At 68.6% G+C, this 24,800-nt stretch carries 27 protein-coding genes; 13 read left to right on the plus strand and 14 right to left on the minus strand.

Annotation, left to right across the window (positions count from 1 at the left end):
• Window positions 1–2 precede the first annotated feature (2 nt).
• A complete protein-coding gene (locus ACTJKY_RS02220) occupies window positions 3–530 on the plus strand; it encodes a hypothetical protein (RefSeq protein WP_440843899.1) in 528 nt (175 codons plus the stop codon).
• Here the strand turns inward: ACTJKY_RS02220 and ACTJKY_RS02225 are convergent.
• On the minus strand, window positions 491–1,606 hold the full coding sequence (locus tag ACTJKY_RS02225; protein WP_440843901.1) for an alkene reductase: 1,116 nt from the start codon (window positions 1,604–1,606) through the stop codon (window positions 491–493). The genes ACTJKY_RS02220 and ACTJKY_RS02225 overlap by 40 nt on opposite strands.
• 54 nt (window positions 1,607–1,660) lie before the next feature.
• Between ACTJKY_RS02225 and ACTJKY_RS02230 the strand changes: the two genes are divergently transcribed.
• Window positions 1,661–2,566 carry a DMT family transporter gene (locus ACTJKY_RS02230; protein WP_440843903.1) on the plus strand — a complete coding sequence of 302 codons (906 nt, stop codon included), beginning with the start codon at window positions 1,661–1,663 and terminating at the stop codon, window positions 2,564–2,566.
• Between the two features lie 39 nt (window positions 2,567–2,605).
• Window positions 2,606–3,262 carry a COQ9 family protein gene (locus ACTJKY_RS02235; protein WP_440843905.1) on the plus strand — a complete coding sequence of 219 codons (657 nt, stop codon included), beginning with the start codon at window positions 2,606–2,608 and terminating at the stop codon, window positions 3,260–3,262.
• Here ACTJKY_RS02235 and ACTJKY_RS02240 read toward each other — a convergent pair.
• Genes ACTJKY_RS02240 through hemC form a run of 6 tightly spaced genes read right to left on the minus strand, consistent with a single transcriptional unit; the run spans window position 3,247 to window position 8,550 of the window.
• On the minus strand, window positions 3,247–4,365 hold the full coding sequence (locus ACTJKY_RS02240) for a CaiB/BaiF CoA transferase family protein (RefSeq protein ID WP_440843907.1): 1,119 nt from the start codon (window positions 4,363–4,365) through the stop codon (window positions 3,247–3,249). The two genes, ACTJKY_RS02235 and ACTJKY_RS02240, sit on opposite strands and share 16 nt — an antisense overlap.
• Window positions 4,362–4,874, minus strand: a complete 513-nt coding sequence (locus tag ACTJKY_RS02245) for a GNAT family N-acetyltransferase (protein ID WP_440843909.1) — start codon at window positions 4,872–4,874, stop codon at window positions 4,362–4,364. The genes ACTJKY_RS02240 and ACTJKY_RS02245 overlap by 4 nt, the downstream gene beginning before the upstream one ends.
• A complete protein-coding gene (locus ACTJKY_RS02250) occupies window positions 4,874–6,058 on the minus strand; it encodes an acyl-CoA dehydrogenase (protein ID WP_440843911.1) in 1,185 nt (394 codons plus the stop codon). The genes ACTJKY_RS02245 and ACTJKY_RS02250 overlap by 1 nt, the downstream gene beginning before the upstream one ends.
• 1 nt (window position 6,059) lies before the next feature.
• On the minus strand, window positions 6,060–6,953 hold the full coding sequence (locus ACTJKY_RS02255) for a hypothetical protein (protein WP_440843913.1): 894 nt from the start codon (window positions 6,951–6,953) through the stop codon (window positions 6,060–6,062).
• Window positions 6,954–6,985: 32 nt separating this feature from the next.
• Window positions 6,986–7,648: a uroporphyrinogen-III synthase gene (locus ACTJKY_RS02260; RefSeq protein WP_440843915.1), complete on the minus strand. Its 663-nt coding sequence runs from the start codon at window positions 7,646–7,648 to the stop codon at window positions 6,986–6,988.
• Window positions 7,645–8,550, minus strand: coding sequence for a hydroxymethylbilane synthase (hemC, locus tag ACTJKY_RS02265; protein ID WP_440843916.1), 906 nt, complete (start codon window positions 8,548–8,550; stop codon window positions 7,645–7,647). The genes ACTJKY_RS02260 and hemC overlap by 4 nt, the downstream gene beginning before the upstream one ends.
• A 106-nt stretch (window positions 8,551–8,656) precedes the next feature.
• Here hemC and tsaD point away from each other — a divergent pair, with 106 nt between their 5' ends.
• Together tsaD and ACTJKY_RS02275 are read left to right on the plus strand one after the other, a co-directional pair.
• Window positions 8,657–9,682, plus strand: coding sequence for a tRNA (adenosine(37)-N6)-threonylcarbamoyltransferase complex transferase subunit TsaD (gene tsaD / locus ACTJKY_RS02270; protein ID WP_440843918.1), 1,026 nt, complete (start codon window positions 8,657–8,659; stop codon window positions 9,680–9,682).
• The gene (locus tag ACTJKY_RS02275) at window positions 9,679–10,656 is read left to right on the plus strand and encodes an NAD(P)H-dependent glycerol-3-phosphate dehydrogenase (RefSeq protein ID WP_440843920.1); all 978 of its coding nucleotides are present in this window, start codon (window positions 9,679–9,681) and stop codon (window positions 10,654–10,656) included. The genes tsaD and ACTJKY_RS02275 overlap by 4 nt, the downstream gene beginning before the upstream one ends.
• A gap of 123 nt (window positions 10,657–10,779) precedes the next feature.
• Here the strand turns inward: ACTJKY_RS02275 and ACTJKY_RS02280 are convergent, their stop codons facing one another.
• A complete protein-coding gene (locus ACTJKY_RS02280; RefSeq protein ID WP_440843922.1) occupies window positions 10,780–11,181 on the minus strand; it encodes a DUF1489 family protein in 402 nt (133 codons plus the stop codon).
• Window positions 11,182–11,217: 36 nt separating this feature from the next.
• Complete coding sequence (gene mgtE / locus ACTJKY_RS02285) at window positions 11,218–12,621, minus strand: magnesium transporter (protein ID WP_440843924.1); 1,404 nt, start codon at window positions 12,619–12,621, stop codon at window positions 11,218–11,220.
• Between the two features lie 117 nt (window positions 12,622–12,738).
• On the opposite strand from mgtE, the gene ACTJKY_RS02290 reads away from it, so the two are divergent.
• The 6 genes from ACTJKY_RS02290 (at window position 12,739) to ACTJKY_RS02315 (ending at window position 17,541) form a co-directional block, all read left to right on the plus strand.
• Window positions 12,739–13,194, plus strand: coding sequence for a peptidylprolyl isomerase (locus ACTJKY_RS02290; RefSeq protein ID WP_440843926.1), 456 nt, complete (start codon window positions 12,739–12,741; stop codon window positions 13,192–13,194).
• A gap of 268 nt (window positions 13,195–13,462) precedes the next feature.
• On the plus strand, window positions 13,463–14,662 hold the full coding sequence (gene sucC / locus ACTJKY_RS02295) for an ADP-forming succinate--CoA ligase subunit beta (RefSeq protein WP_440843928.1): 1,200 nt from the start codon (window positions 13,463–13,465) through the stop codon (window positions 14,660–14,662).
• Window positions 14,659–15,132 carry a GFA family protein gene (locus ACTJKY_RS02300; protein ID WP_440843929.1) on the plus strand — a complete coding sequence of 158 codons (474 nt, stop codon included), beginning with the start codon at window positions 14,659–14,661 and terminating at the stop codon, window positions 15,130–15,132. Before sucC ends, ACTJKY_RS02300 begins: the two co-directional genes overlap by 4 nt.
• Window positions 15,133–15,192: 60 nt before the next feature.
• Complete coding sequence (locus ACTJKY_RS02305) at window positions 15,193–15,942, plus strand: electron transfer flavoprotein subunit beta/FixA family protein (protein ID WP_440843931.1); 750 nt, start codon at window positions 15,193–15,195, stop codon at window positions 15,940–15,942.
• Window positions 15,942–16,871, plus strand: coding sequence for an electron transfer flavoprotein subunit alpha/FixB family protein (locus ACTJKY_RS02310; RefSeq protein ID WP_440843933.1), 930 nt, complete (start codon window positions 15,942–15,944; stop codon window positions 16,869–16,871). Before ACTJKY_RS02305 ends, ACTJKY_RS02310 begins: the two co-directional genes overlap by 1 nt.
• A gap of 7 nt (window positions 16,872–16,878) precedes the next feature.
• Window positions 16,879–17,541 carry a phytanoyl-CoA dioxygenase family protein gene (locus ACTJKY_RS02315; RefSeq protein ID WP_440843935.1) on the plus strand — a complete coding sequence of 221 codons (663 nt, stop codon included), beginning with the start codon at window positions 16,879–16,881 and terminating at the stop codon, window positions 17,539–17,541.
• 84 nt (window positions 17,542–17,625) lie between these two features.
• Here the strand turns inward: ACTJKY_RS02315 and ACTJKY_RS02320 are convergent, their stop codons facing one another.
• The 3 genes from ACTJKY_RS02320 to ACTJKY_RS02330 form a co-directional block, all read right to left on the minus strand.
• The gene (locus ACTJKY_RS02320; protein WP_440843936.1) at window positions 17,626–18,189 is read right to left on the minus strand and encodes a fasciclin domain-containing protein; all 564 of its coding nucleotides are present in this window, start codon (window positions 18,187–18,189) and stop codon (window positions 17,626–17,628) included.
• 85 nt (window positions 18,190–18,274) lie between these two features.
• Window positions 18,275–18,970 carry an anti-sigma factor gene (locus ACTJKY_RS02325; protein WP_440843938.1) on the minus strand — a complete coding sequence of 232 codons (696 nt, stop codon included), beginning with the start codon at window positions 18,968–18,970 and terminating at the stop codon, window positions 18,275–18,277.
• A complete protein-coding gene (locus ACTJKY_RS02330; RefSeq protein WP_440843940.1) occupies window positions 18,963–19,538 on the minus strand; it encodes a sigma-70 family RNA polymerase sigma factor in 576 nt (191 codons plus the stop codon). The genes ACTJKY_RS02325 and ACTJKY_RS02330 overlap by 8 nt, the downstream gene beginning before the upstream one ends.
• Window positions 19,539–19,649: 111 nt before the next feature.
• Between ACTJKY_RS02330 and ACTJKY_RS02335 the strand changes: the two genes are divergently transcribed.
• A complete protein-coding gene (locus ACTJKY_RS02335; protein WP_440843942.1) occupies window positions 19,650–20,720 on the plus strand; it encodes an AI-2E family transporter in 1,071 nt (356 codons plus the stop codon).
• Window positions 20,721–20,860: 140 nt separating this feature from the next.
• Window positions 20,861–21,979, plus strand: a complete 1,119-nt coding sequence (locus ACTJKY_RS02340) for an MFS transporter (protein ID WP_440845205.1) — start codon at window positions 20,861–20,863, stop codon at window positions 21,977–21,979.
• Here the strand turns inward: ACTJKY_RS02340 and nhaA are convergent.
• Together nhaA and ACTJKY_RS02350 are read right to left on the minus strand one after the other, a co-directional pair.
• Window positions 21,880–23,142 carry a Na+/H+ antiporter NhaA gene (gene nhaA, locus ACTJKY_RS02345; protein WP_440843944.1) on the minus strand — a complete coding sequence of 421 codons (1,263 nt, stop codon included), beginning with the start codon at window positions 23,140–23,142 and terminating at the stop codon, window positions 21,880–21,882. The genes ACTJKY_RS02340 and nhaA overlap by 100 nt on opposite strands.
• A 62-nt stretch (window positions 23,143–23,204) precedes the next feature.
• Entirely contained in the window at window positions 23,205–24,800 is a 1,596-nt protein-coding gene (locus ACTJKY_RS02350) for a lysine--tRNA ligase (protein WP_440843946.1), read from the minus strand.

The raw sequence follows: 24,800 nt of genomic DNA on the forward strand, positions 1-24,800 counted from the left end.
CCATGGATATGCCCCCCTCTCGCTATCGCGTCGAAGAGCGGGGGCGGCGGCTGGTCGTCATCGATCGCAAGACCGGACGCGAAGTTTCCCACACCAAATCTCCTATTCCGCTTGGCGGAGGGGTCGGGGGTGGGAATGGCAGCCAAAAGCGTTCGGGCCGTGGATCAACCCCTCCCCCGTCCCCTCCTGCAAGCGGAAGGGGTGCACAGGGCTGGAAATTCGGCCTCAAGCAGACGCGCGCTACGCCCGACAGCTTCGTCACCCGGAGTTGGTTCGACGCAAAGGCGCCGCGCACGATCAAGCTCAACTACACCGCCCATTCACGGCTGGCGACGCTGCGCTTCGGCGGGGCGATCCTGATCGCGCTGCTGGTGAGCGGGACCTTCCTGTTCTGGCCCTGGTTTCCCTTCACCGTCGCGGCGGTGCTGACCCCGCCCAAGACGCGCGAGCGTCTCCGCGAGGCCAGCACCCGGTGGATCGACGGGTTCGATCAGGCCGACGGAAGCGCCAGTTCGTCCACGGTCGGATAGTCGGTATAGCCCTCCGCGCCGCCGACATAGAACAGTTCCTCGCGCTGCGGATTCAGCGGCAGCCCTTCGCGCAGACGGCGCGGCAGGTCCGGATTGGCAAGGAAGGTTCGGCCGAACGCGATCGCGTCGGCCTCGCCCCCATCGAGCGCCGCCTGGGCGCTGGCCGCATCATAGTCCGAGTTGAGCGCCAGCACCCCGCGATAGACCTTGCGCATCACCGGATGGATCGGCGGCTGGTCGGGCAGGCCACGGCTGCCGCCCGGACGCGGCTCGCGCATCTCGAGGAACGCAACGCCGATCTCGTCGAGCGCCGCCGCGGCAGCTTCGAACAGCGGCACCGGGTTGCTGTCGTTGACGCCCTGCACCTCGCCATTCGGCGAAAGCCGCACGCCGGTGCGATCGGCACCGATCGTGTCGACAACGCGCTGGCTCACCTGGCGGAGCAAGCGGATACGGTTCTCGATCGAGCCGCCATATTCGTCCTCGCGGAAGTTGGCGTTATCGCGGAGGAACTGGTCGATCAGATAGCCATTGGCGGCGTGGATCTGCACCCCGTCGAAGCCGGCGCGGATCGCGTTTTCCGCCGCGCGGGCATAATCGTCGAGGATGCCGGGGATCTCGTCGGTGCGCAGCGGGCGGGCCTGGCTGTAGGGGCGCTTGATCTCACCAGCGTCCTCCGCCGGATAGGTGCGCACTTCGCCGGGCGCGGTGGTCGCCGAGGCGGAGACCGGCGGCTCGCCGCCGAGGAAGTCCGAGTGGACCAGCCGGCCCATGTGCCAGAGCTGCGAGACGATCTTGCCGCCCGCTTCGTGGACGGCCGCGGTGACCGGCTTCCATGCCTCGACCTGCTCGTCGCTCCAGATGCCGGGGGCATAGGCCCAGCCGAGCCCCTGCTGGCTGATGCCGGTCGCCTCGGTGATGATCAGCCCGGCGCTCGCGCGCTGGCGGTAATAGTCGACCATCACCGGCGTCGGCACATGGCCGCGCGTCGAACGGCCGCGGGTGAGCGGCGACATCCACACGCGGTTGGCGGCGTGGATCGCGCCGAGCTGAATCGGATCGAACAGGCTGGGCATCGAAATTCCTTCTGCAGCTTGTGACTTCGCACAGATAGGGCGCTACAGGGCGCCATGCAGCGCAACGCACCGACAACAAAAACTACCCCGGCACGAAGCCATGTTGCGACCGCGCTGGTCGCAGCGTTGATCGCGAATGCCGCGCTCGCCACCGGGCCGTTGTTCGTGCGGATGGCGGATGTGGGCCCGGTGTCGGCGGCATTCTGGCGGCTGATCATCGCCACGCCCATTCTGTTCGCGGCGGCGACAGCGATGGGCGAAAAGCCGCTCGCGCTGGCGCGCGGCCGCTGGTGGATCCTCAGCATCGCCGGGGTGGTGTTCGCGCTCGATCTCGCCAGCTGGCATATCGGCATCGTCCGCACCACGCTCGCCAACTCCACGCTGTTCGGCAATTCGGCGTCGCTGATCTTCCCGATCTACGGCTTCGTCATCGCCCGCGCCTGGCCGAGCAAGATGCAGGGCGCCGCACTCCTCCTCGCCGCGATCGGCGGCGCGCTGCTGCTCGGGCGCTCGGCCGAGCTTTCCTCGCGGCATCTGGCGGGCGACCTGTTCTGCCTCGCCGCGGGCGTGTTCTACGCGGTCTATTTCGCGCTGATGGCGCGGGTGCGAGTATCGCTCGGCCCCGTACCCGCGCTGGCCCTGTCCTCGCTCGCCACTATCCCGCCGCTGCTGGTGATCGCGCTGGCGATGGGCGAGCAGATCGTGCCGCACCTCTGGTGGCCGCTGCTCGCGCTCGCCATTGTCAGCCAGCTGATCGGGCAGGGCTGCATGATCTATGCGCTCGGCCACCTCTCACCGCTGGTGATCGGCATCGCGCTGCTGGTGCAGCCGGCGGTGGGCGCGGCGCTCGGCTGGATCATCTTCGACGAAAAGCTCGGTACCGCCGACTTGTTCGGCGCGGTGCTGGTCGCGGCTGCGCTGGTGCTGGTCCGGCAAGGCGCAGTACGGCCCAAGGGGTAGGCGGTTGCCGGGGCGCGGCTTCACGCCTAGATCAGTCCCATGGATCTCGCCGACGCCACCCTCGACGAACTGCGCGCGGCGCTTGCGCCGTCGCTTGCCGCCAACGCCGCCTTCGACGGCTGGAACCAGCGCGCGCTCGATGCCACCGCCGACGGCATGGGGGTCGACCGCGACGTGGCGCGACTCGCCTTCTCCGACGGCCCGCTGGCGATGATCGACGCCTGGTTCGCGCACATCGACCGCGCGATGCTCGACGAACTTTCGCCCGAGGCGCTGGCGGGGATGAAGATCCGCGCGCGCATCACCGCGCTGGTCGAGGCGCGGCTGGCGCTGCTCGCCCCCTATCGCGACGCGCTGCGCCGGGCGCTGGCGATCCTCGCCATGCCGCAGAACCTTACTCGCGCCAGCAAGCTCGGCTGGCGCGCGGCCGATGCGATGTGGCGGGCGGCGGGCGACACCGCGACCGACTATAACCACTATACCAAGCGGATAACGCTCGGCAGCGTCTATGCCGCGACGATCGCCGTGTTCGTCCAGGACGAGAGCGAGGAATGGGCAGACACCCGCGCCTTCCTCGCCCGCCGGATCGACGGGATCATGCGCTTCGAAAAGGCCAAGGCCGGGTTCGTCAACCGCACGACCAACCGGCCGAGCCTCTCCCGCTTCATCGGCCGCCTGCGCTACCCGGCAATTTGAGGGCGGGCCGGGCTTGCCCGGTCCGCCACCATGCGTTCGCCGTCGATCGTGATCGGGCTGGCGAGGCCCGGCAACCCCTCGCGCACGATCGCCATGCCGCGGGCGATGACCTGCGGATCGGCGAACACCTCGTCGACGCGATTGATCGGCCCAGCGGGCACGCCCTGTGCCTCCAGGGCCTCATAGAGATCGGCCTTGGCCCAATCGAGGATCGCGCGCGCGAGCTGCGGGATCAGCACGTCGCGATTCGAGACTCGCGCCGGGTTGGTGGCAAAGCGCGGATCGCGCGCCAGATCGAGGCCCAGGATCGCGCAGAGCTTGGCGAACTGCGAATCATTGCCCACCGCCACGATCAGCTCGCCGTCGCGGCAGGCAAAGGCCTGGTAGGGAACGAGGTTCGCATGGCCGTTGCCCATGCGGTGGGGCACCTTGCCGCTCGCCATCCAGTTGAGCGCCTGGTTCGCCAGCACCGCCACCTGGGTGTCGAGCAGCGCCATGTCGATATGGGCGCCTGTGCCCTCCACGTCCCGCCGACGCAGCGCCGCGAGGATCGCGACGGCCGAATAGACGCCGGTGAAGATGTCGGCATAGGCGACGCCCGCCTTTTGCGGCGCGCCGTCGGGTTCGCCGGTGAGGCTCATCGCCCCACCCATGCCCTGGATGATGAAGTCATAGCCGGCGCGCGCCGCATAGGGCCCGGTCTGGCCGAAACCGGTGATCGAGCAGACGATCAGCCGCGGATCGGCGGCGCGCAGGCTGGCGGCGTCGAGCCCGTACTTCACCAGCCCGCCGACCTTATAGTTCTCGATCACCACATCGGCATCGGCGATCAGCGCCTCGGCCGCCGCCTGGCCCTCGGGCGTGGCGATGTCGATGCCGATGCTCGTCTTGCCGCGGTTGCAGGCGTGGAAATAGGCGGCATCGCGGTTCGTGCCCTCGGCATCGTGGAGGAAGGGCGGGCCCCAGTGACGGGTATCGTCCCCTGCCCCCGGCCGCTCGACCTTGACCACCTCGGCGCCCAAATCGGCGAGCAGCTGCCCGCACCAGGGTCCCGCGAGGATGCGGGCAAGCTCGACGACCTTAATGCCGGCGAGCGGCTTCACGGGCGCGCGATCCGGTAGAAGACGTGGTCGGCGAGCCACTGCCCGTTACCGCGCTCGTGCCGCCCAGCCTGCAGCACGCCGCCGATCTTCTCCATCGCCCGCCGCGAGCGAACATTGTCGCGGCCGACGGCGAACACCGCCGCGCCGACAGTGCAGTGGATATGATCGAGCATCAGCTGCTTCACTTCCCGGTTGCAGCTCCCGCCCCAGCGGCTGCGGACGAGGAAGGTGAAGCCGATCTCGATTTCGTCACGCACCGGGTCAGGATAGACGTAGCGGCTCGCGCCGATCACGTCCCCCGTCTCACGGTCTCGAATCGTGAGACTGCCGCCGCTTTCGAGCGCGCGCTCGAAATAGGTGCGGAAAGCCGCCTCCTGCCAGCGGTTCGGCTCCGGATGCACCTCCCAGATCAGCGGATCGGACGCGGCTGCGTACAGGGCGTCCCAGTCCTCCGCCACCGTCGGCCGGAGGTCGACCGTGGTGCCGAGAAGGACCGGCTGCAGGTCCATCAGAACGCCGCGATGCCGGTGATCGCCCGGCCGAGGATCAGCCCGTGCACGTCGTGGGTGCCCTCGTACGTGTTCACCGTCTCAAGGTTGATTGCATGGCGGATCACGTGGAATTCGGCCGAGATGCCGTTACCGCCGTGCATGTCGCGCGCGACACGGGCGATATCGAGCGCTTTGCCGCAATTGTTGCGCTTGATGATGCTGATCGCCTCAGGGCTGAGCGTGCCAGCGTCGAACATCCGCCCGCAGCGGAGCGCCGCCTGCAGCCCGAGCGCGATCTCGGTCTCCATATTGGCAAGCTTGAGCTGGACCAGCTGGGTCGCGGCGAGCGGCCGGCCGAACTGGTGGCGATCCAGCGTATATTGCCGCGCGGCATGGAAGCAGGCCTCGGCCGCGCCCATCGTGCCCCAGGCGATGCCGTAGCGCGCGCGGTTGAGACAGCCGAACGGGCCCTTCAGCCCCTGGACGTTGGGGAGCAGGGCGTCCTCGCCCACTTCCACGCCGTCCATCACGATCTCGCCGGTCACCGAGGCGCGCAGGCTCAGCTTGCCCTCGATCTTCGGGCTGGTGAGCCCCTTCATGCCGCGTTCGAGCACGAAGCCGCGGATCGCGCCGTCATGCGCATCGCTCTTCGCCCAGACGACGAACACGTCGGCAATCGGCGAATTGGTGATCCACATCTTGGCGCCGGTGATCCGGTAGCCGCCATCGATCTTCTCGGCGCGGGTGCGCATGCCGGCGGGATCGGAGCCAGCGTCCGGTTCGGTCAGCCCGAAACAGCCGGCCCATTCGCCGCTCGCGAGCTTGGGCAGGTATTTCCGCCGCTGCTCCTCGCTGCCGTACGCATGGATCGGGTGCATCACGAGGCTCGATTGCACGCTCATCGCCGAGCGATAGCCCGAATCGACGCGCTCCACTTCGCGCGCGACCAGGCCATAGGCGACATAGCCGAGCCCGGCCCCGCCATAGGTTTCCGGGATCGTCGGGCCGAGCAGACCCAGCGCGCCCATCTCGGTCATGATCTCGCGGTCGAACCGCTCCTCCAGATAGGCGGAGGTGACGCGCGGGAGCAGCTCGCCCTGCGCATAATCGCGTGCGGCGTCGCGCACCATCCGCTCTTCGTCGGTTAGCTCGCCGTCGAGCCCGAACGGATCCTGCCAGTCGAACCGGCCCATTTCTGCCATTTCAGTCGTTCCTCGGTGTCTCCGGTGCCGGGGCGGGGGCGGCTGCCTGCGCCACGACCGGGGGTTTGGGCGGCGTTGCAGCTGCCGCCTTCTCTATTTCGTCCAGTGCCTTGCGGGCGTTCACATAGCGGGCGGCGGCGCTGGTCCAGCCTTCCGCCACGGAAGCGCCGGGCATGTGCGCCACTTCGGCGATCGCGGTTTCGACATTGCCGGCGGCCAGCGCGCTGCGGGCGCGGCGCAGGCGCTCGGCTGGGCGCGGGCTCGGCATGCCGACCTGGTGCAGCACGAACAGATCGCCCACGAAGCTGCGGATCCGCACCCACAGGCTGTCGTCCGGCCCGGTGCCGAGCCGCGGCGCGATCGTGTCGAGCGCGATGCGCAGGTCTTCGATGGTCAGCGGATCGCTGGCGGCGGCGACGATCGCCCCCACCGCCTGCGGATGACGCTCGCCGAAACGGGCGCGGAGCTGCTGCTCCAGGCTGCCCAGCGGCTGGCCGCGCTCGACCGCGCGGCGCACCGCGGCAGCGATCATCAGCCGTTCGGCCTGGGTGGAATATTGCGCAGCATTGCGCGCGCTCTCGTCGGCCTGGCGCAGCTCCACTTCCAGCGCATCGAGCCGGGCGGCGAGCTGGCTTTCGCGGGCGTCGAGCGTCGCCACGTCGGTGGCGGGGGCGAGCACCGGCGGCGGCACCTTCAGGGGCTGGATCGCCGGCGATGCGGCAGCGGTCGGCTTGGCGGTATCCGCCGCCGTGGTCGTGAGATGCGGGCCGGCAAGCTCGATCGCGCCCGCAGTCAGCGCGACGCCGGCAAGGAAACCCACGCCTACGGGGATCATTCGGTTGCGGCGCGGACTCAGGGTTCGGACCGGCTCGGGCGCCAGGGGCTCGTCGCTCATGGCCGCCCTTTTCGCCGCGCGGGCCCCCCGGGTCAATCGGCGAGCGCGATGGCGAGGTCGATCAGCGCTTCGGTTTCGGGCCGCGGGGCGATCGCGGTCGCTCGCCAGCCCTGTCCCGCCCCTTGCGCGGCGGCTTCGCTGATCGCTGCGAGAAGGACGGCGCGCCGGTCGGGAACGATCTCCGCCAGCCGCGCGCCCGCACGGGCCGACTGGACCAGCGTGACGCAGCCAACGAGCGCCGCGACCTGCTCGGCGGTGACCGGCAGCACCTCGCTGGCATAGACCGGGAGCACCGCGGCGACGATGCCGCCCGCCTCCAGCGTCCGCTCGCGGCCCGCCAGGTGCAGGGCACGCCGTATGCCTTCCGCCTCGGCCTGCGCGACCACCGCCGCCGCACCGGCATCGCCGACGGCGACGACGTCGAGATGGGCGCGCCGCGCGGCGGAGGCGGTGGCCTCCCCCACCGCGAGGACGGGCAAAGCCCGCAAGGCGCCGAGCCCCTGCCCCGCCCAGCGCACTGCATTGGCGCTGGTCAGGATCAGCGCGTCATAGGCCGCCGGATCGGGCACCTCCCACGCCAGCGGCCGCGTCTCGAACAGCGGCAGGCGAATCGCGGTGCGCCCGCGCCCTTCGACGGCGGCGGCGGTGATGCGGTTGCCGGGCTCGGGCCGCAGTACCGCGATGGCGCGGCTCATCCGGCGAACAGCGCGCGTACGGCATCGGGCGCGCGGTCGAGCAGGTCGCGGGCGAGCGTCGCCGGCAGCATCGCGTCCTCGGGCGCGCCTTCGATCATGCCATGGACATGCGCGCTGCCGTCGACGGCGTAGAGTTCGGCCTCGATGGTGAGGATCGCGCCTTCGATCGCCGCCAGCGCAGCCACCGGCGAATGGCAATCGGCCATCAGCGCGGCGAGCAGCGCGCGTTCGGCCAGCACGCAGGCGCGCGTCTTCGGATGGTCGATCGCGGCGAGCAGCCCGAGCATCCGCGAATCGTCGGCGCGCGCCTCGATCCCGACCGCGCCCTGGGCGGGTGCGGGTAGCATCACGTTGGTGGGAAGCACATGACCCACATCGAAGCGTCCCAGCCGCTCCAGCCCCGCCGAGGCGAGTAGCGTCGCATCCGCTTCGCCCGCCGCCAGCTTGGCGAGCCGCGTGTCGACATTGCCGCGGAACAGCACGGTGGTCAGATCCGGCCGATGCCGCTTCACCTGCGCGGCGCGGCGCGGCGAGGCGGTGCCGATCACCGCGCCGGGCTTGAGCGCGGCGAGCGATTCGGCACCGACCAGCCGGTCGCGCACATCGGCGCGGGGCAGCATCGCGGCGATCGCGATCGCTTCGGGGCGGACCGTCTCCACGTCCTTCATCGAATGCACCGCGCAGTCGATCTCGCCAGCCAGCAGCGCGCGATCGAGCTCCTTGGTCCACAACGCCTTGCCGCCGATCTCAGCGAGCGGACGGTCCTGCACCTTGTCGCCGGTGGTGCGGACGACGACGATCTCGCCCTCAATGCCGTGCGCGGCCTTGAGCGCATCGCGAACCATATGGGCCTGGGTAAGAGCGAGCGGGGAGCCGCGCGTGCCGATGCGAAGTGCAGTCATGGGGCAGGTGCTAGGGTCGCGCGAAAGCGAGAGCAATGGGGGTCTTCGCGTATCCAAACGCCTCCCCGCCTCTGGACCCTGCCGCCAAGCGGCTTAGATGGGATGCATGGCACTCATCCTCGGACTTGAATCGAGCTGCGACGAAACCGCGGCGGCCTTGGTGGAAAGCGACGGCACGATCCGCGCGCACAAGCTCGCGCGCCAGGAAGAGGCGCACCGGCCCTATGGCGGCGTGGTGCCCGAGATCGCCGCGCGCGCGCATGTCGAGATGCTGGGGCCGCTGATCGAGGCGGCGTTGGAAGAGGCAGGCGTGACGCTGGCCGATGTCGACGCGATCGCCGCCACCGCAGGCCCCGGGCTGATCGGTGGGGTGATGGTGGGTCTCGTCACCGGCAAGGCGCTGGCGCTTGCCGCGGGCAAACCGCTGATCGCGGTGAATCATCTGGAGGGGCATGCGCTCTCGCCCCGACTCGGCGACCGCCGCCTCGAATTTCCCTATCTGCTGCTGCTCGTATCGGGCGGGCATTGCCAGTTGCTGCTGGTCGAGGGCGTCAATCGCTATCGCCGGCTGGCGACGACGATCGACGATGCCGCGGGCGAGGCCTTCGACAAGACCGCCAAGCTGCTCGGCCTCGGCTTTCCCGGCGGCCCGGCGGTGGAGAAGGCCGCCGAGCGCGGCAACCCCAAAGCCGTGCCGCTGCCGCGCCCGCTGGTCGGTTCGGGCGAGCCGCATTTCTCCTTTGCAGGCCTCAAAAGCGCGGTCGCGCGCGCGGTGAACGATTATAGCGCCGAGGATCTCGCCGCCTCGTTCCAGCAGGCGGTGGTCGATTGCCTGGTCGATCGCACCCGGCTGGCGCTGGCGATCACGCGGCCGACCGCGCTGGTCGTCGCGGGCGGCGTCGCGGCCAACACGGCGGTAAGGACCGCGCTGGAGGCACTCGCCGGCGAGCACGCCCTGCCCTTCGTCGCGCCGCCCTTGTGGCTGTGTACCGACAATGCCGCGATGATCGCCTGGGCCGGCGCCGAGCGTTTTGCCCAAGGCCTCACCGATCCGCTCGACGTGCCGGCGCGGCCGCGCTGGCCGCTCGATCCGGATGCGGAAAAGGTACGCGGTGCAGGAGTGAAGGCATGAAGATCGGGGTGATCGGCGGCGGCGCCTGGGGCACCGCGCTGGCGCAGGTGGCGGCACGCGGCGATGCGCCCGTACTGCTCTGGGCGCGCGAGCCGGAGGTGGTGGAGAGCATCAACGCTATCCACGAGAACCGCCAGTTCCTCGCCGGCGTACCGCTCTCGCCCAGCATACGCGCGACCGGCAGCCTGGGCGACCTTGGCGGCTGCGACGCGCTGCTGGTGGTGGCGCCGGCGCAGCATGTCCGTTCGGTGCTGGCGGAGATGTCGGTCGGCGCGACGCCGATGGTGCTCTGCGCCAAGGGAATCGAGGCGGGCACCCGGCTGCTGGTCGGCGAAGTCGCCCGCAGCGTCGCGCCCGAGGCGCCGATCGCGGTGCTGTCCGGCCCCACCTTCGCGCACGAAGTCGCGGCGGGAAAGCCAACGGCGGTGACCCTGGCGTGCGAGGATGCAGACCTGCGTACCCGGCTAAGCGACCGGCTCGGCGCGCCCGCCTTCCGGCCTTACGCCTCGGCCGACGTGATCGGCGCAGAGATCGGCGGGGCGGTGAAGAACGTGCTCGCGATCGCCTGCGGGGTGGTGGAGGGGGCCGGGCTCGGCCTCAATGCCCGCGCGGCGCTGATCGCGCGGGGCTTCGCCGAGATGACGCGCTTCGGCCTGGCGCGCGGCGCACAGGCAGAGACGCTGACCGGGCTTTCGGGGCTCGGCGACCTGGTGCTCACCTGCTCCTCGACCAATTCGCGCAATTTCTCGCTGGGCGTGGGGCTCGGCCAGGGCCGCAGCGCGGCCGAGCTGCTGTCGGACCGCAAGACGGTCGCCGAGGGCGCGTTCACCGCACCAGTGCTGCGCGAGGCGGCGGCCGAAGCAGGCGTGGAGATGCCGGTGACGCTGGCGGTCAACGCGCTGCTCGAAGGCGCGCCGGTTGCCGAGGTGATCGACGCACTGCTCAGCCGGCCGCTGCGGGCGGAGGCGGTGTAAGCATCGCTTAGCCCCTCCTCCTTGGACGAGGGGTTGGGGTGGAGGGATTTCAGAACGTACGTTGGTCTCGGTGAGACACTGCCCCACCCCAAGCCCCTCCCCTGAAGGGGAGGGGCTTAGAGATCATAGCAAGCCCAGCCCGGCCAGCTCGCCCATCAGAGACGGCGGCAGTTCGTCCGCCCCGCCCTCCAGATCGCCCAGATCCGGCGGCGCATCGGCCGCTTCGAGATAGCGCCAGCCCTGGTGCGCCCGCTTGGGCCGCGCCTGGACCAGCACCAGCTTGGGCTCCAGCAGGATCGCGGTGCGGCCGCCCTCGGCCTCGCCAAAGCCGAGGATCGGCGAGCGGCCGATCAGCTGGTGCTTGAGAATCCAGAACAGCGAACCGCCGTCGATCTCCGCGTGCCGCTTGGGCAGGTAGCGGGTGGTCAGCGCGACGCCGCCCGCCGCAGCGCGCGCCTCGAGCCGGGATCGCAGGAAATCGACGCTGTCGCAGGCAAAGGCGACCTTGGTGAGATGGAGTGGCACGCCGCCGATTTGGGCAGTGGGCGCCCCGCGATCAAGTCAGCTGCCCAGCCCCACCAGGGTCGCGAGGCCGAGGAACGAGAAGAAGCCCATCACGTCGGTCATCATCGTGACGAACACCGCGGAGGAAACCGCGGGGTCGACGCGCAGCCGATCCAGCGTTACCGGGATCAGCACCCCGGAAAGCCCCGCAATCACATTGTTGATCACCATCGCCGCGGCGATCACCGCCGCCAGCCAAGGGATGCCATAGACCAGCATCGTCCCTGCCCCGATCGCCAGCCCCAGCGTCGCGCCATTGGCGGCGGCGATGCGCAGCTCGCGCCAGATCATCCGCAAAGTGTTCGATTCGGTCAGCTGGTTGGTCGCGATCGCGCGGACCACCACCGCCAGCGTCTGGGTGCCGGCATTGCCGCCCATGCCGGAGACGATCGGCATCAGCACCGCGAGCAGCGCGAACTTGGCGATCTCGCCCTGGAACAGCCCGACCACCGACGCCGCGAGCATCGCCGTGCCGAGATTGACGAACAGCCAGGTCAGCCGCGTCCGCACCGTCAGCAGCACCGGCTCGTTGATGTCGCCCTCACCGGCGCCGGACAGGCGGAGGATGTCCTCGCCGGCTTCCTGCGAGATGATATGGACGATGTCGTCCACCGTGATCATGCCGACCAGCCGCCCGCTGAGATCGACCACCGCAGCCGAGATCAGCGCATATTTCTGGAAGCGCAGCGCCACTTCCTCCTGATCCATGTCGATCGGGATCAGCGTCTGTTCGCGCTTCATCACGTCGCTGATCGTGATGCCACGCGGGGTGCGCAGGATCCAGGAGAGCTCGCAGGTGCCGATCGGCTTGTGCGAGGGATCGACGACGAAAATTTCCCAGAAATCGGTGGTCAGCTCGTCATTGCCGCGCAGATAGCCGAGCACGTCGCCGACGGTCCAATGCTCGGGCACCGCGATCAGCTCGCGCTGCATCAGGCGGCCGGCGGATTCCTCGGGGTAGGACAGCGCTTCCTCGATCGCGGCGCGATCGTCGGGGTCGAGCGCGCGGAGCACCTCGCGCTGGTCCTCGACGTCCATGTCCTCGATGATCGCGACGGCGTCGTCGGTATCGAGCTCGGCGGCGAGGTTCGCCACCTGGTGCGGCTCGAGCGCGTCGACCAGCGCCTCGCGCACCCAGTCGTTCATCTCGGCGAGCACGTCGCCGTCGATCAGGTCGGAAATCGCGGTGACCACGTCGGCGCGCCGCTCGGACGGCACCAGCTCGATCAGGTCGGCGATGTCGGCGGGGTGGAGCGGCGCGACCAGCATGTGCGCGGCCTCGTCATTGCCCTGGTCCACCGCATCGAGCACCGCGCTGACGAATTCGGGCTTGAGCCGATCGTCCTCGTCGAGCTGGCTCTCGGGCGCGGCGGCCTCTTCGTGCAGTTCGGTCTCGCTCACCGTCCGACCTCCCGTGCTGCGGCCCCGTGGCGGGGGCGCTGCCATCCCCGGCGGGGATTTGCAAGTCGGCAGCGCACCGCTTAGGGCTTCGTTCCAGTTTTAGAGAAGAGGTGCCCCATGGCCGAACCCACTACCCTCGTACTCACGCTCGATACCGGCGACGTCCGCATCCGCCTGCGCCCCGATCTGGCGCCGAACCATGTCGCGCGCATCGCCGGCCTGGCCGACGAAGGTTTCTATGACGGCGTGATTTTCCACCGCGTGATCAACGGCTTCATGGCACAGGGCGGCGATCCCTCGGGCACCGGCATGGGCGGTTCGGACAAGCCGGACCTGGCGCAGGAATTCTCGAAGGAGCCGCATGTCCGCGGCGTCTGCTCGATGGCGCGCACCAACAACCCGAACAGCGCCAATTCGCAGTTCTTCATCTGCCTCGACGACGCGACCTTCCTCGACGGCCAGTACACCGTCTGGGGCGAAGTGATCGAAGGCATGGAGCATGTCGACGCGCTGCCCAAGGGTGAGCCGCCCGCGAAGCCGGGCAAGATCGTGAAGGCGACGACCGAGGCTTGATGCTTCTTCCCCCTCCCGCTTCGGCGAGGCGGGAGGGGTTGTTGCGGCGATGGGGACGAGGTCTGCGCCGAGAGGGCGCACACCCCCTCCCCACTTCACCGAATGGTAAGCCCGCCGAGCCTAAGGCTTCGCGCTCCATCCGGATGACGCCCCATGTTGCAAACCATTCGCAATCGCAATAATCCCTAAAAGGGTGGATTTCGCGCGCGCGCTGTGCTTAGGCGGGCGCGATCCTTTCCCCGTTCCCTTGAAAAGGCGGACTGCTCCCATGAACATCCACGAATATCAGGCCAAGGAACTGCTCGCGAAGTACGGCGTGCCCGTGCCGGCCGGCTTTGCCGCGATGAGCGTCGAGGAGGCCGTCGAAGCCTCGAAGAAGCTGCCTGGACCGCTCTATGTCGTGAAGGCGCAGATCCATGCCGGCGGCCGCGGCAAGGGCAAGTTCAAGGAACTGCCGGCCGAAGCCAAGGGCGGTGTCCGCCTCGCCAAGACCGAGGACGAAGTCCGTCACGCCGCGACCGAGATGCTCGGCAACACCCTCGTGACGATCCAGACCGGCGCTGCCGGCAAGCAGGTCAACCGCCTGTACGTCACCGACGGCGTCGACATCGCCAAGGAATTCTACCTCGCGCTGCTGGTCGATCGCGCCACCGGCCGAGTCGCGTTCGTCGTCTCGACCGAAGGCGGCATGGACATCGAAACCGTCGCGCATGATACGCCGGAGAAGATCCACACCTTCGACGTCGATCCCGCGACCGGCTTCATGCCGCACCACGGCCGCGCCGTCGCCAAGGCGCTGGGCCTCGAGGGCGATCTCGCCAAGCAGGCGCAGAGCCTGGCCGGCAAGGTGTACAACGCCTTCCTCGGCACCGACGCCTCGCAGATCGAGATCAACCCGCTCGCCGTCACCGAAGACAACAAGCTGATGGTGCTCGACGCCAAGGTCGGCTTCGATTCGAACTCGATGTTCCGTCACAAGGACCTGATGGAACTGCGCGACGAGACCGAAGAGGATCCGATGGAGCTCGAGGCGTCGAAGTACGACCTCGCCTATATCAAGCTCGACGGCGACATCGGCTGCATGGTCAACGGCGCCGGCCTGGCGATGGCCACGATGGACATCATCAAGCTGAACGGCATGTTCCCGGCCAACTTCCTCGACGTCGGCGGCGGCGCGAACAAGGAGAAGGTCACCGCGGCGTTCAAGATCATCCTGAGCGACCCGGCGGTGAAGGGCATCCTGGTTAACATCTTCGGCGGCATCATGCGCTGCGACATCATCGCAGAGGGCATCGTTGCGGCTGCCAAGGAAGTGAACCTGTCGGTGCCGCTGGTCGTCCGCCTGGAAGGCACCAACGTGCAGCAGGGCAAGGACATCCTGGCCAATTCGGGCCTCGCGATCGTTCCCGCCAACGACCTGGGCGACGCCGCCCAGAAGATCGTGGCGGAGGTCAAGAAGGTCGCGTGAGCGACACGGCCGCCCCGACTGGCAAGTCGGTCGAGGGCGGCTGCCGCTGCGGCCGCGTGCGGTTCCGGGTGACGGGCGATGCGCTCGTCACCATGGCCTGTCACTGCACCGGCTGCCAGCGCATGACCGCCAGCGCCTATTCGCTGAGCGGCCTCTACCCGGCGGAAAGCTTCGCGGTGATCGAAGGCGAGCCGGTGATCGGTGGCCTCCACGGCGCCACCCGCCATTTCCACTGCGAGCATTGCAAGAGCTGGCTGTTCACCCGGCCTGAGGGCCTCGACGCCTTTGTGAACATCCGCACGACGATTCTCGATGCGCCGATGTCCGCCCAGCCCTTCTTCGAGACCTACACCGAGGAAGCGTTGCCCTGGGCCGCGACGGGCGCTTCGCACCGCTATCCAAAATTTCCGCCCCCGGAATCCTTCGGCACGCTGATGCAGGCGTACGCCGAATCGCTTGCGAGCAGTTGACGTTCGCGTAAACGTAACCCAATTGTCCGGGGATAACCCTGGCAGACAGGAAGGATGCGAATGAAGGTCTTGGTACCGGTCAAGCGCGTGCTTGATTACAACGTGAAACCCCGCGTGAAGGCGGACGGGACGGGCGTCGATCTGGCGAACGTCAAGATGAGCATGAACCCCTTCGACGAGATCGCGATCGAGGAAGCGGTGCGGCTGAAGGAAAAGGGCGCAGCGACCGAGATCGTCGTCGTCACCATCGGCGTCGCCAAGGCGGAGACCGATGTGCTGCTCACCGCGCGCGCCATGGGTGCCGATCGCGGCATCTTGATCCAGACCGATGACGAGGTCGAGCCGCTGGCAGTCGCCAAGCTGCTCGCCAAGGTCGCGGAAGAGGAACAGCCCGGGCTGATCATCCTCGGCAAGCAGGCGATTGACGACGATTCGAACCAGACCGGCCAGATGCTCGCCGCGCTGCTCGGCTGGGCGCAGGGCACCTTCGCCTCGAAGGTCGAGATCGACGGCGAGCGCGTGAAGGTCACCCGCGAAATCGACGGCGGCCTCGAGACCGTGGACCTGAAGATGCCGGCGATCGTCACCACCGATCTCCGCCTCAACGAGCCGCGCTATGCGACGCTGCCGAACATCATGAAGGCGAAGACCAAGCCGGTCGCGAAGAAGACCGTCGCCGATTATGGCGTCGACGTCACCCCGCGCCTCAAGACGCTCAAGGTGGTCGAGCCGGCCAAGCGTCAGGCGGGCATCAAGGTGGGTTCGGTCGACGAACTGGTCGAGAAGCTCAAGGGCATGGGAGTCGCGTGATGAAGACGCTGGTTTGGGTCGAACACGACAATCAGAGCGTCAAGGACGCAACGCTCTCCACCGTCACCGCGGCGGCAAAGCTGGGTGACGTGCACCTGCTCGTCGCCGGCAAGGGCGTCTCGGCCGTGGCCGAGGCCGCTGCGCAGATCGCGGGCGTGGGCAAGGTTCATGTCGCCGATGATGCGGCCTATGAGCATTTCCTCGCCGAGAATGTCGCGCCGTTGGTCGTCCAGCTGATGGACAGCCATGACGCGGTGCTGTTCCCGGCGACCACCACGGGCAAGAACGTGACGCCGCGCGTTGCCGCCGCGCTCGACGTGATGCAGCTCTCGGACATCCTCTCGGTCGAGGGTCCGGACACCTTCACCCGGCCGATCTATGCCGGCAACGCGATCGCCACCGTGCAGACCAGCGACAAGAAGCTGGTGATCACCGTGCGCGGTACCGCGTTCGACAAGGCGGCGGCGACCGGCGGCAGCGGCACGGTGGAAGCCGTGGCGGCGGCGGGCGACAAGGGTCTCTCGACCTTTGCCGGCTCGGAGATCGCGACGTCGGAGCGTCCGGAGCTGACCAGCGCCAAGATCATCGTATCGGGTGGCCGCGCGCTGGGCTCGCAGGAGCAGTTCCACGCGCTGATCGATCCGCTGGCGGACAAGCTGGGTGCCGCGGTCGGCGCCAGCCGCGCGGCGGTGGACGCAGGCTATGCGCCCAACGACTATCAGGTCGGCCAAACCGGCAAGATCGTCGCGCCGATGGTCTATGTCGCGGTCGGCATCTCGGGTGCGATCCAGCACCTCGCCGGCATGAAGGATTCGAAGACGATCGTCGCGATCAACAAGGACGAAGACGCCCCCATCTTCCAGGTGGCGGACATCGGCCTGGTCGGCGACCTGTTCACGCTGGTGCCGGAACTGACCGAAAAGCTCTGAGCCAGGCGTGACGCTCGATTTCGAACGCGATGGGGCGGCGCACCTTGCCGGTGCGGCCGCCCCTTTTCTTGGCCGGCTACGGGCGCTGGCTGAGGCGCTGCCGGCAGACAGGGCCGGGCTGCGGCTGCACGGCGTCGATGGTCTCGCCGAGTTGCTTGCATCCGATGCGTTGGGCGCGGCAGCCGCTGAACATCTGGGCCCCGCGACCCGGCCGGTGCGCGCGATCTGGTTCGACAAGAGCGCGGCGAACAACTGGGCGCTGGGCTGGCATCAGGATCGCACCATCGCCGTCCGCGCACGCGCGGATGTTCCCGGCTATGGCCCATGGTCGACCAAGCAGGGCCTGCTCCATGTCGAGCCGCCCTTCGCTGTTCTCGACTCCATGGTGACGGTGCGGATTCATCTCGATCCGGTGCCGGAGGAAAACGCGCCGCTCCTTGTCGCCCCCGGTTCACATCGGCTCGGGCGTGTGCCGGAAGCGGAGATCGCGAAGGCAGTCGCGGCATGCGGCACCGCGACGTGTCTCGCCGACGCAGGCGATATCTGGGCCTATCACACGCCCATCCTCCATGCCTCGGCCGCGAGCAGCGCTGCCCGCCATCGCCGCGTATTGCAAGTGGACTATACGACGGCCGACCTGCCCGCGCCGCTGGAATGGCTCGGCCTGTAAACGGGTAGGCCCGCCGGCAAGGAGGGTCGCCGGCGGGCCGGGGCCTCGCCCAAAGGGGGGAGCGCGCGAGACCCCTCGACAGCCTCAGGGCATGAGGACGCTGTCGATCACGTGGATCACGCCGTTCGACTGGTTGACGTCGGCAATGGTGATCTTGGCCTTGCCGCCCTTGGCGTCCTGGATCCACCAGCCGCCGCTCGGGCCCTTCATGATCGTGATCGGGTCACCTTCGACCGTGGTGAGCGTCGCCTTGCCGCCATGCGCCTTGGCATTGGCCGCGATCTGCGCCGCGCTCATCTTGCCGGCGACGACATGGTAGGTGAGGATCTTGGTCAGCGTCGCCTTGTTCTCGGGCTTGAGCAGCGTATCCACGGTGCCGGCCGGCAGCTTCTTGAACGCGGCGTTGGTCGGCGCGAAGACGGTGAACGGACCCGGGCCCGACAGCGTGTCGACCAGCCCGGCGGCCTTCACGGCGGCGACCAGCGTGGTGTGATCCTTCGAATTCACCGCATTCTGGACGATGTTCTTGGTCGGGTACATCGCGGCACCGCCGACCATCGGGAAGTTCTGCACGGCGGCAACCGCGCCGGTGGCGAGCAGCGCGGCACCGACGATTCCGGTGGCCGAGGCGAGACGGGTCTTGCGCATCTTCTAGCTTCCTCTTGCTACGCACCCCTCTTTGCGGAGATGCGACGGAGCTACGGGACGGCCTGCGCCCCGGATGCAGCGAATCTTAAAGAATGGTGATTTTTCCTGCCGCGACCGGCGGGCCGCTGGGGCCGGCATGCGGCGCGGTGGCGGCATCTTCCATCGTCACCGCCAGCGTCGCGCCCTCAGCGAGCAGCGCGCGGTGGGCCGGCGTCACCGCGACGTCACGGTTGCCCTGCGCGGCGACCAGGCCGAGCGACACCGGCTTGCCGCCCGCCGGGATCACCCACAGCTCGGGCGCGCGGCGGCTGGACGGCATTGCCTCGGTGCGGACATGCAGCATGCCCGCATCGGCATCGTAGCGCGCGGCGAAGGCGGCGCTCCCCGTGCCGGTGATCTGTGCGACGACGACCGGCGGCGGCGGCATCACCACCGGCTGCGGCACCGGGCGCAGCAGCAGGATGGCGAGCAGCACCGCCGCAGCCGCGCTGGTGGCGATCGCGGTCGCCCGCCAGCGTCGCAATGCGACGACGGTGCCGTGATCCTCGCCGGGGAGTCGCGCCTCGATCCGCTGCCACAGCCCGGCCGAGACCGGCGCATCGAGCCCGCCCAGCGCCAGCGGCGCGAAATCGAGTACCCAGCGTTCAACGGCCGCCGCGAAGGCGGGGTCCGCCAGCTGCCGGCGGCGGGCAGCGGCGAGGTCCTCGCCTTCCAGCAGCCCCAAGGCCAGCTCGGCCGCGAGCGCGATGTCTTCCTCTTCGGGGCGCAGCGGCTCAGCCATCGCCGAGGCACCCCCGCAATTGCAGCAGCCCGCGCCGGATCCAGCTCTTCATCGTGCCGAGCGGCACCGCGGCGGCGGCGGCAAGTTCGGGATAGGTGCGGCCGTGGAAGAAGGCGGCGCGGATCGCCCCGCGCGGCTTTTCCTCCAGCGCCTCCAGGCAATCGAAGATGCGCGCCCGCGTCTCCCCGGCTTCGAGCAGCGCCTCGGCCGAGGGGCGGCCATCGGGCAGCTCCAGCGCGGCCTCGACCGGGGCGGTTTCGCCCAGCCCGCGCGCCCGGCGCCAGTCGATCGCGGTGTTGCGGGCAATCGTGCACAGCCAGGTGATCGGGCTGGCGCGCGACGCGTCGAAGCGCCCTGCCCTGTCCCACACCTTCAGATACACTTCCTGCATCACATCCTCTGCGGCCTCGCGGTCCTGGCAGATACGCAGGCAAACGCCCATCAGCTTCGCCGCCGTCAGATCATAGACGGTTTTGAGCGCCTTGCGGTCACCGCCCGCGACTTCGCCGAGCGCGTGAACGAGCCGGGCTCGCGCGCCGTCGCCGGCCGAAGGGGTGGAGGATGCCACGGTTACCCGTGTAACGGCTTCATCGCCGGGAGCAAGCCGCCGCCATGCGGCTGGACGAAAGCCACGCCCGCCCGCTACGCCCCCGCCACTACCGTGGCGAGGAAACGACGCATGACGACGACGAACTGGGTGCGAGCGATGGCCCTGCCGGTTGTGGTGGTCGGCCTTGCGCTGCTCTGCCTGCGCGTCTTCCTGCCGTTTTTGGACGAAATCCTGTGGAGCATCGTCGGGACCATCCTGTTCCAGCCGGTCCAGCGCTGGTACCTGACACGGCATCCTGGCCAGCCCAACCGCGCGGCGTTGATCGCCCTGGCGGTGATGTCGTTGACGCTGTTGCTGCCGATGGCGCTGCTCGCGATCGTCGCCGTGGACCAGATCGGCAGCTTCGCGCAAAGCGTGGCAAGCGGGCGGTTCAACCCGGCGGCAGCGCTGGAAGGCATGGTCGCGCACCTGCCGGAGAGCCTTCGCGGGCTGCTGGCACGGGTCGGGCTCGGCGAGTTCGCGACGATCCAGGCGAAGATCGCCGCGGGCGTCTCGCAGGGCATCCCCGCCTTCGCCAACCAGGCGCTCGCGGTGGGCGGAGGCATTCTCAACCTGCTGCTTTCCGTGACGGTGATCCTCTATCTCGGGTTCTTCTTCCTGCGCGACGGCGAGAAGCTCGCCCGCCGCTTCGCCGTGCTGGCGCCGATCGATGCGGGCTATCAGGCGGTCATCGCCTCCACCTTCGTCACGGTGGTGCGCGCGACGGTGAAGGGCGGCATCCTCGTCGCGCTGGCGCAGGGTGCCGTCGGCGCGGTCGTGCTGGCGATCCTCGGCGTCCAGAGCTGGCTGCTGCTCGGCATCGTCATGGCGGTCGCCGCGCTACTGCCTGCGGTCGGCACCGGGCTGGTGTGGGTGCCAGTGGCGCTATACCTGTTCGCCAGCGGCCAGATGGTGCAGGGGATTGCGCTGGTGCTGTGCGGCCTGTTCGTGATCGGCATGGTCGACAACATCCTGCGGCCGATCCTGATCGGGTCGGAGACGAAGATGCCGGACTTCATCGTCCTGATCTCCACGCTGGGCGGCGTGGAGGCGTTCGGGTTCGGCGGGTTGCTGGTCGGCCCGCTGGTGGCGGCGCTGGCGCAGGCGGTATTCACCCGGCTGCTGGATCGCGAACAGACAGCGGATACGCCAACACCCTGATTTGGCTTGCGCTATTTGCAGGCAGCGCGGCCGCGATCGCAGTTGACGCTGCACTGCAGCAAACCCATTTGCAGTTCGTGCACGCTCCCGTTCAACGCTCCGCCACCCGCTCGCCGGGTCTGGTCCATTTCGCGCTCGCCATGGGCGGGTTCGCGATCGGCACCACCGAATTCGCGACGATGAGCCTGGTGCCCTATTTCTCCAAGGGCCTCGGCATCGACGAGCCGACCGCTGGCCATGTGATCAGCGCCTATGCGCTGGGCGTGGTGGTGGGCGCGCCGCTGCTGGCCGTGGCCGCGGCGAAATGGTCGCGGCGGACGCTACTGATCGCGCTGATGGCGAGCTTCGCGCTGTTCAACGCGCTGAGCGCGCTGGCCCCCACCTATCACTGGATGCTGCTGTTCCGCTTCCTTAGCGGCCTGCCGCACGGCGCCTATTTCGGGATCGCCTCGCTGGTCGCCGCCTCGCTGGTGCCCAACGACCAGCGATCGCAGGCAGTGGGGCGGATCATGCTCGGACTGTCGGCGGCGACGGTGCTGGGCGTGCCGGCGGCCAACTGGCTGGGCCAGGCGGTGGGCTGGCGCTGGGGCTTTGCGATCGTCGCCGCGCTGGCGCTGCTCACCGTGCTGCTGGTGCTGTGGCTGGCGCCGCAGGATCGCCCGCAGCAGGGCGCGACTCCCTTGCGGGAACTGCGCGCGCTGGCGAACGGGCAGGTCTGGCTCACCCTCGGCGTCAGCGCGATCGGCTTTGGCGGCTTGTTCTGCGTCTATACCTATGTCGCCTCGACGCTGATGCACGTCACCGGCACCCCGCCTTGGGGCGTGCCGCTGGTGCTGGCGGTCTTCGGCCTGGGGATGATCGGCGGCAACCTCGTCGTGCCGCGCTTCGCCGATCGCGCGCTGATGCCGACCGGCGCGGCGCTGCTGGTCGCCAGCGCCATTGCCCTCGCGCTCTACCCGCTGGCAGCGCATTCGCTGCCGCTGGTGGCGCTCGACGTCTTCGCGATCGGTTTTGCCGGGGCGCTGGGGCCGGTGCTGCAGACCCGGCTGATGGACGTGGCAGGCGACGCGCAGGCGCTGGCCGCCGCGCTCAACCACTCGGCGTTCAACACCGCCAACGCGCTCGGCCCCTGGCTTGGTGGCTTGGCGATTGCCGCCGGCTACGGCTGGACGTCGACCGGCTGGGTCGGTGCGCTGCTGGCGCTGGGCGGGTTGGCGATCTTGGGGGTCGCGGTGCTGGTCGACCGCAGGACCGCGTAACCCGCCACCGCCGACAGGATCGAGCCGAGCAGCACGCCGATCTTCACCTCGTCGACCAGCAGTTCGTTGCCGGGGAAGGCGAGGCCGCCGATGAACAGGCTCATCGTGAAGCCGATGCCGGCGAGCAGCGACACGCCGTAGATCTGCCGCCAGCTGGCATTGCCCGGGCGCTTGGCGATGCCCGTCTTCACCGCCAGCCAGATGCTGCCGAAGATGCCGAGCTGCTTGCCGAGGAACAGGCCGGCCGCGATGCCGAGCGGCAGCGGCTCGAGCAGGATCGCCGGCGACAGGCCCTCAAATGATACGCCGGCATTGGCGAAGCCGAACAGCGGCACAATCAGGAACGCCGACCAGGGATGCAGCGCATGCTCCAGCCGGTGGAGCGGCGAGTCCACCGCGTCGGGCGCGGCGGGCGACTTGACCAGCGGGATCGTCATCGCCGCCGCGACGCCAGCGATGGTCGCATGCACGCCCGATTGGAACACCAGCACCCACAGCACCACCGCCAGCGCCAGATAGACGGCGAGGTGGCGCACACCGAAGCGGTTGCAGGCGATCATCACGCCGAGCACTACTGCGGCTCCGGCCAGCGCGATCAGGTCGATATGCGCCGTGTACGCCACCGCGATGATGGCGACGGCGCCCATATCGTCGACGATCGCCACCGTCGTCAGGAACAGCTTGAGCGCGGCGGGCGCGCGGCTGCCGAGGATCGCCAGCACGCCGATCGCGAAGGCGATGTCGGTCGCAGCCGGAATCGCCCAGCCGCTGGTGACGCCGGGTGTGCGCCCGGCGATCAGCAGATAGACGAGCGCCGGCACCGCCATGCCGGCGGCGGCGGCGATCACTGGCAGGCGGCGGCGGTCCCAGCTCGCCAGCCGCCCGTCGACGAACTCGCGCTTGATCTCCAGCCCGACGAGCAGGAAGAACACCGCCATCAGCCCGTCGTTGATCCACAGATGCACCGTCATCGGCCCATAGAGCGGCGCGATCACCGGGCCGGTCTCCAGATGCAGCGTGTGGAAATAGGTTTCGGAAATGCCCGGCAGGTTCGCCGCGAGCATCGCCAGCGCGGCGGCGGCGATCAGAAAGATGCCCCCGGCCGCCTCGCCGTGAAGGAAGGCCCGCGTCGCCGAGCGGATATGGCGGATTCGGCGTCGCATGGTCTCGGTCCTCTCGATCAGTAGCGTATCCTCCCCCGCCAGGGGGAGGATATGGCTCGTTCTTAAGCCACCTTCGCCAGCGCCTCGGCAATCAGCTTGCGGCTGTTTTCGATACCGTACAGCGCGATGAAGCTGCCCATGCGCGGCCCCTGTTCGGAGCCGAGCAGCGTCTCGTACAGCGCCTTGAACCAGTCGCGCAGATTCTCGAAGCCGCCGGTCTTGCCAATCTCGTAGACCTGGTCCTGGATCGCCTCGGCAGTCGCGTCGGCGGGCAGGGCAGCGAGTTCGACGTCGAGCCGCTGCAAGGCCTCGATCTCCACGCCTACCGGTGCCCGCTTCTTCAGCGTCGGTGCGACGAAGTCACGGGCATAGGCGAGCGCATAGCCGATCAGACGGTCGAGCGCCGGATAAGTTTCCGGATTCGCGTCCGGGACATAATTCGTAAGATAGCCCCAGACCTGCTCCTTGGTCGCCTCGCCCATCACGCCGACCAAGTTGAGCAGCAGACCGAAGGTGACCGGCAGCGTCTCGGCCGGCGGCTCGCCATTGTGGATGTGGTGGACCGGGTTGCCCAGCCGCTGCTCGACCGCCTGGCCGGCATAGTTGCCGCGGAACTGCCAATATTCGTCGATCGCGCGCGGGATCACGCCGAGATGCAGCTGCTTGGCCTTTTTCGGCTCGCGATAGGCGTAGAAGGCGATGCTCTCCTCGGGACCATAGGTCAGCCACTGTTCGAGGCTGAGGCCATTACCCTTGGACTTGGAGATCTTCTCGCCCTTTTCGTCGAGGAACATCTCGTAATTGAAGCCCTCGGGCGGGCGGCCGCCGAGCACGCGAGCGATCTTACCCGACTGGGTGACCGAATCGATCAGATCCTTGCCCGCCATCTCGTAATCGACGTCGAGCGCGACCCAGCGCATCGCCCAGTCGACCTTCCACTGCAGCTTGGCCTTGCCGCCGAGCACGCTCTGCACGATCCGCTCGCCCTCGTCGTCGAAGGCGATCAGGCCGGCCTCGGCATCGACGACCTCGACCGGTACCTGCAGCACGATGCCCGTCTTGGGGCTGATCGGCAGCACCGGCGAATAGGTCGCCTGGCGCTCGGCGCGGAGCGTCGGCAGCATCACGTCCATGATGCCCTGATAGTGGCTCAGCACGCCCTTCAGCGCGGCGTCGAAGCGGCCGCCGGTATAATAGTCGGTCGACGAGGCGAACTCGTACTCGAAGCCGAACTGGTCGAGGAATTCGCGCAGGCGGGCATTGTTGTTGTGCGCGAAGCTTTCGAACTTTTCGAACGGATCGGGCACCTGGGTCAGCGGCTTGCCGAGATGCTCGCGCAGCATCGCCTGGTTGGGCACGTTGTCCGGCACCTTGCGCAGGCCGTCCATGTCGTCGCTGAACGCGATCAGGCGGGTGGGGACGTCGCACAGGCTTTCGAAGGCTCGACGGACCATGGTGGTGCGCAGCACTTCGTTGAAGGTGCCGATATGCGGCAGCCCCGAGGGGCCGTACCCAGTCTCGAACAGCACATGGCCTTTCTCCGGCGCGCCGCCGCTTGCGATCTGCGGATAGCGTTTGAGCAGCTTGCGGGCCTCTTCATAGGGCCAGGCCTTGGAGACGAGCGCAGCTGCGCGGAGTTCGGGGGTGACGGTGCTCAT

It is taken from the genome of Sphingomonas sp. 22176 (genome assembly GCF_052045505.1).
GTDB lineage: Bacteria > Pseudomonadota > Alphaproteobacteria > Sphingomonadales > Sphingomonadaceae > Sphingomonas.

What these genes read in the sequence shown, in the direction of transcription:
- ACTJKY_RS02235 (WP_440843905.1), top strand. Translation starts at nt 2,606, where the DNA reads ATGGATCTCGCCGACGCCACCCTCGACGAACTGCGCGCGGCGCTTGCG.
- ACTJKY_RS02230 (WP_440843903.1), top strand. Translation starts at nt 1,661, where the DNA reads ATGCAGCGCAACGCACCGACAACAAAAACTACCCCGGCACGAAGCCAT.
- ACTJKY_RS02325 (WP_440843938.1), bottom strand. Translation starts at nt 18,970, where the DNA reads ATGGCTGAGCCGCTGCGCCCCGAAGAGGAAGACATCGCGCTCGCGGCC.
- ACTJKY_RS02260 (WP_440843915.1), bottom strand. Translation starts at nt 7,648, where the DNA reads ATGAGCCGCGCCATCGCGGTACTGCGGCCCGAGCCCGGCAACCGCATC.
- ACTJKY_RS02310 (WP_440843933.1), top strand. Translation starts at nt 15,942, where the DNA reads ATGAAGACGCTGGTTTGGGTCGAACACGACAATCAGAGCGTCAAGGAC.
- ACTJKY_RS02290 (WP_440843926.1), top strand. Translation starts at nt 12,739, where the DNA reads ATGGCCGAACCCACTACCCTCGTACTCACGCTCGATACCGGCGACGTC.
- nhaA (WP_440843944.1), bottom strand. Translation starts at nt 23,142, where the DNA reads ATGCGACGCCGAATCCGCCATATCCGCTCGGCGACGCGGGCCTTCCTT.
- ACTJKY_RS02250 (WP_440843911.1), bottom strand. Translation starts at nt 6,058, where the DNA reads ATGGCAGAAATGGGCCGGTTCGACTGGCAGGATCCGTTCGGGCTCGAC.
- ACTJKY_RS02305 (WP_440843931.1), top strand. Translation starts at nt 15,193, where the DNA reads ATGAAGGTCTTGGTACCGGTCAAGCGCGTGCTTGATTACAACGTGAAA.
- ACTJKY_RS02220 (WP_440843899.1), top strand. Translation starts at nt 3, where the DNA reads ATGGATATGCCCCCCTCTCGCTATCGCGTCGAAGAGCGGGGGCGGCGG.
- ACTJKY_RS02225 (WP_440843901.1), bottom strand. Translation starts at nt 1,606, where the DNA reads ATGCCCAGCCTGTTCGATCCGATTCAGCTCGGCGCGATCCACGCCGCC.
- hemC (WP_440843916.1), bottom strand. Translation starts at nt 8,550, where the DNA reads ATGACTGCACTTCGCATCGGCACGCGCGGCTCCCCGCTCGCTCTTACC.
- sucC (WP_440843928.1), top strand. Translation starts at nt 13,463, where the DNA reads ATGAACATCCACGAATATCAGGCCAAGGAACTGCTCGCGAAGTACGGC.
- ACTJKY_RS02275 (WP_440843920.1), top strand. Translation starts at nt 9,679, where the DNA reads ATGAAGATCGGGGTGATCGGCGGCGGCGCCTGGGGCACCGCGCTGGCG.
- ACTJKY_RS02350 (WP_440843946.1), bottom strand. Translation starts at nt 24,800, where the DNA reads ATGAGCACCGTCACCCCCGAACTCCGCGCAGCTGCGCTCGTCTCCAAG.
- tsaD (WP_440843918.1), top strand. Translation starts at nt 8,657, where the DNA reads ATGGCACTCATCCTCGGACTTGAATCGAGCTGCGACGAAACCGCGGCG.
- ACTJKY_RS02255 (WP_440843913.1), bottom strand. Translation starts at nt 6,953, where the DNA reads ATGAGCGACGAGCCCCTGGCGCCCGAGCCGGTCCGAACCCTGAGTCCG.
- ACTJKY_RS02335 (WP_440843942.1), top strand. Translation starts at nt 19,650, where the DNA reads ATGACGACGACGAACTGGGTGCGAGCGATGGCCCTGCCGGTTGTGGTG.
- ACTJKY_RS02245 (WP_440843909.1), bottom strand. Translation starts at nt 4,874, where the DNA reads ATGGACCTGCAGCCGGTCCTTCTCGGCACCACGGTCGACCTCCGGCCG.
- ACTJKY_RS02340 (WP_440845205.1), top strand. Translation starts at nt 20,861, where the DNA reads ATGGGCGGGTTCGCGATCGGCACCACCGAATTCGCGACGATGAGCCTG.
- ACTJKY_RS02320 (WP_440843936.1), bottom strand. Translation starts at nt 18,189, where the DNA reads ATGCGCAAGACCCGTCTCGCCTCGGCCACCGGAATCGTCGGTGCCGCG.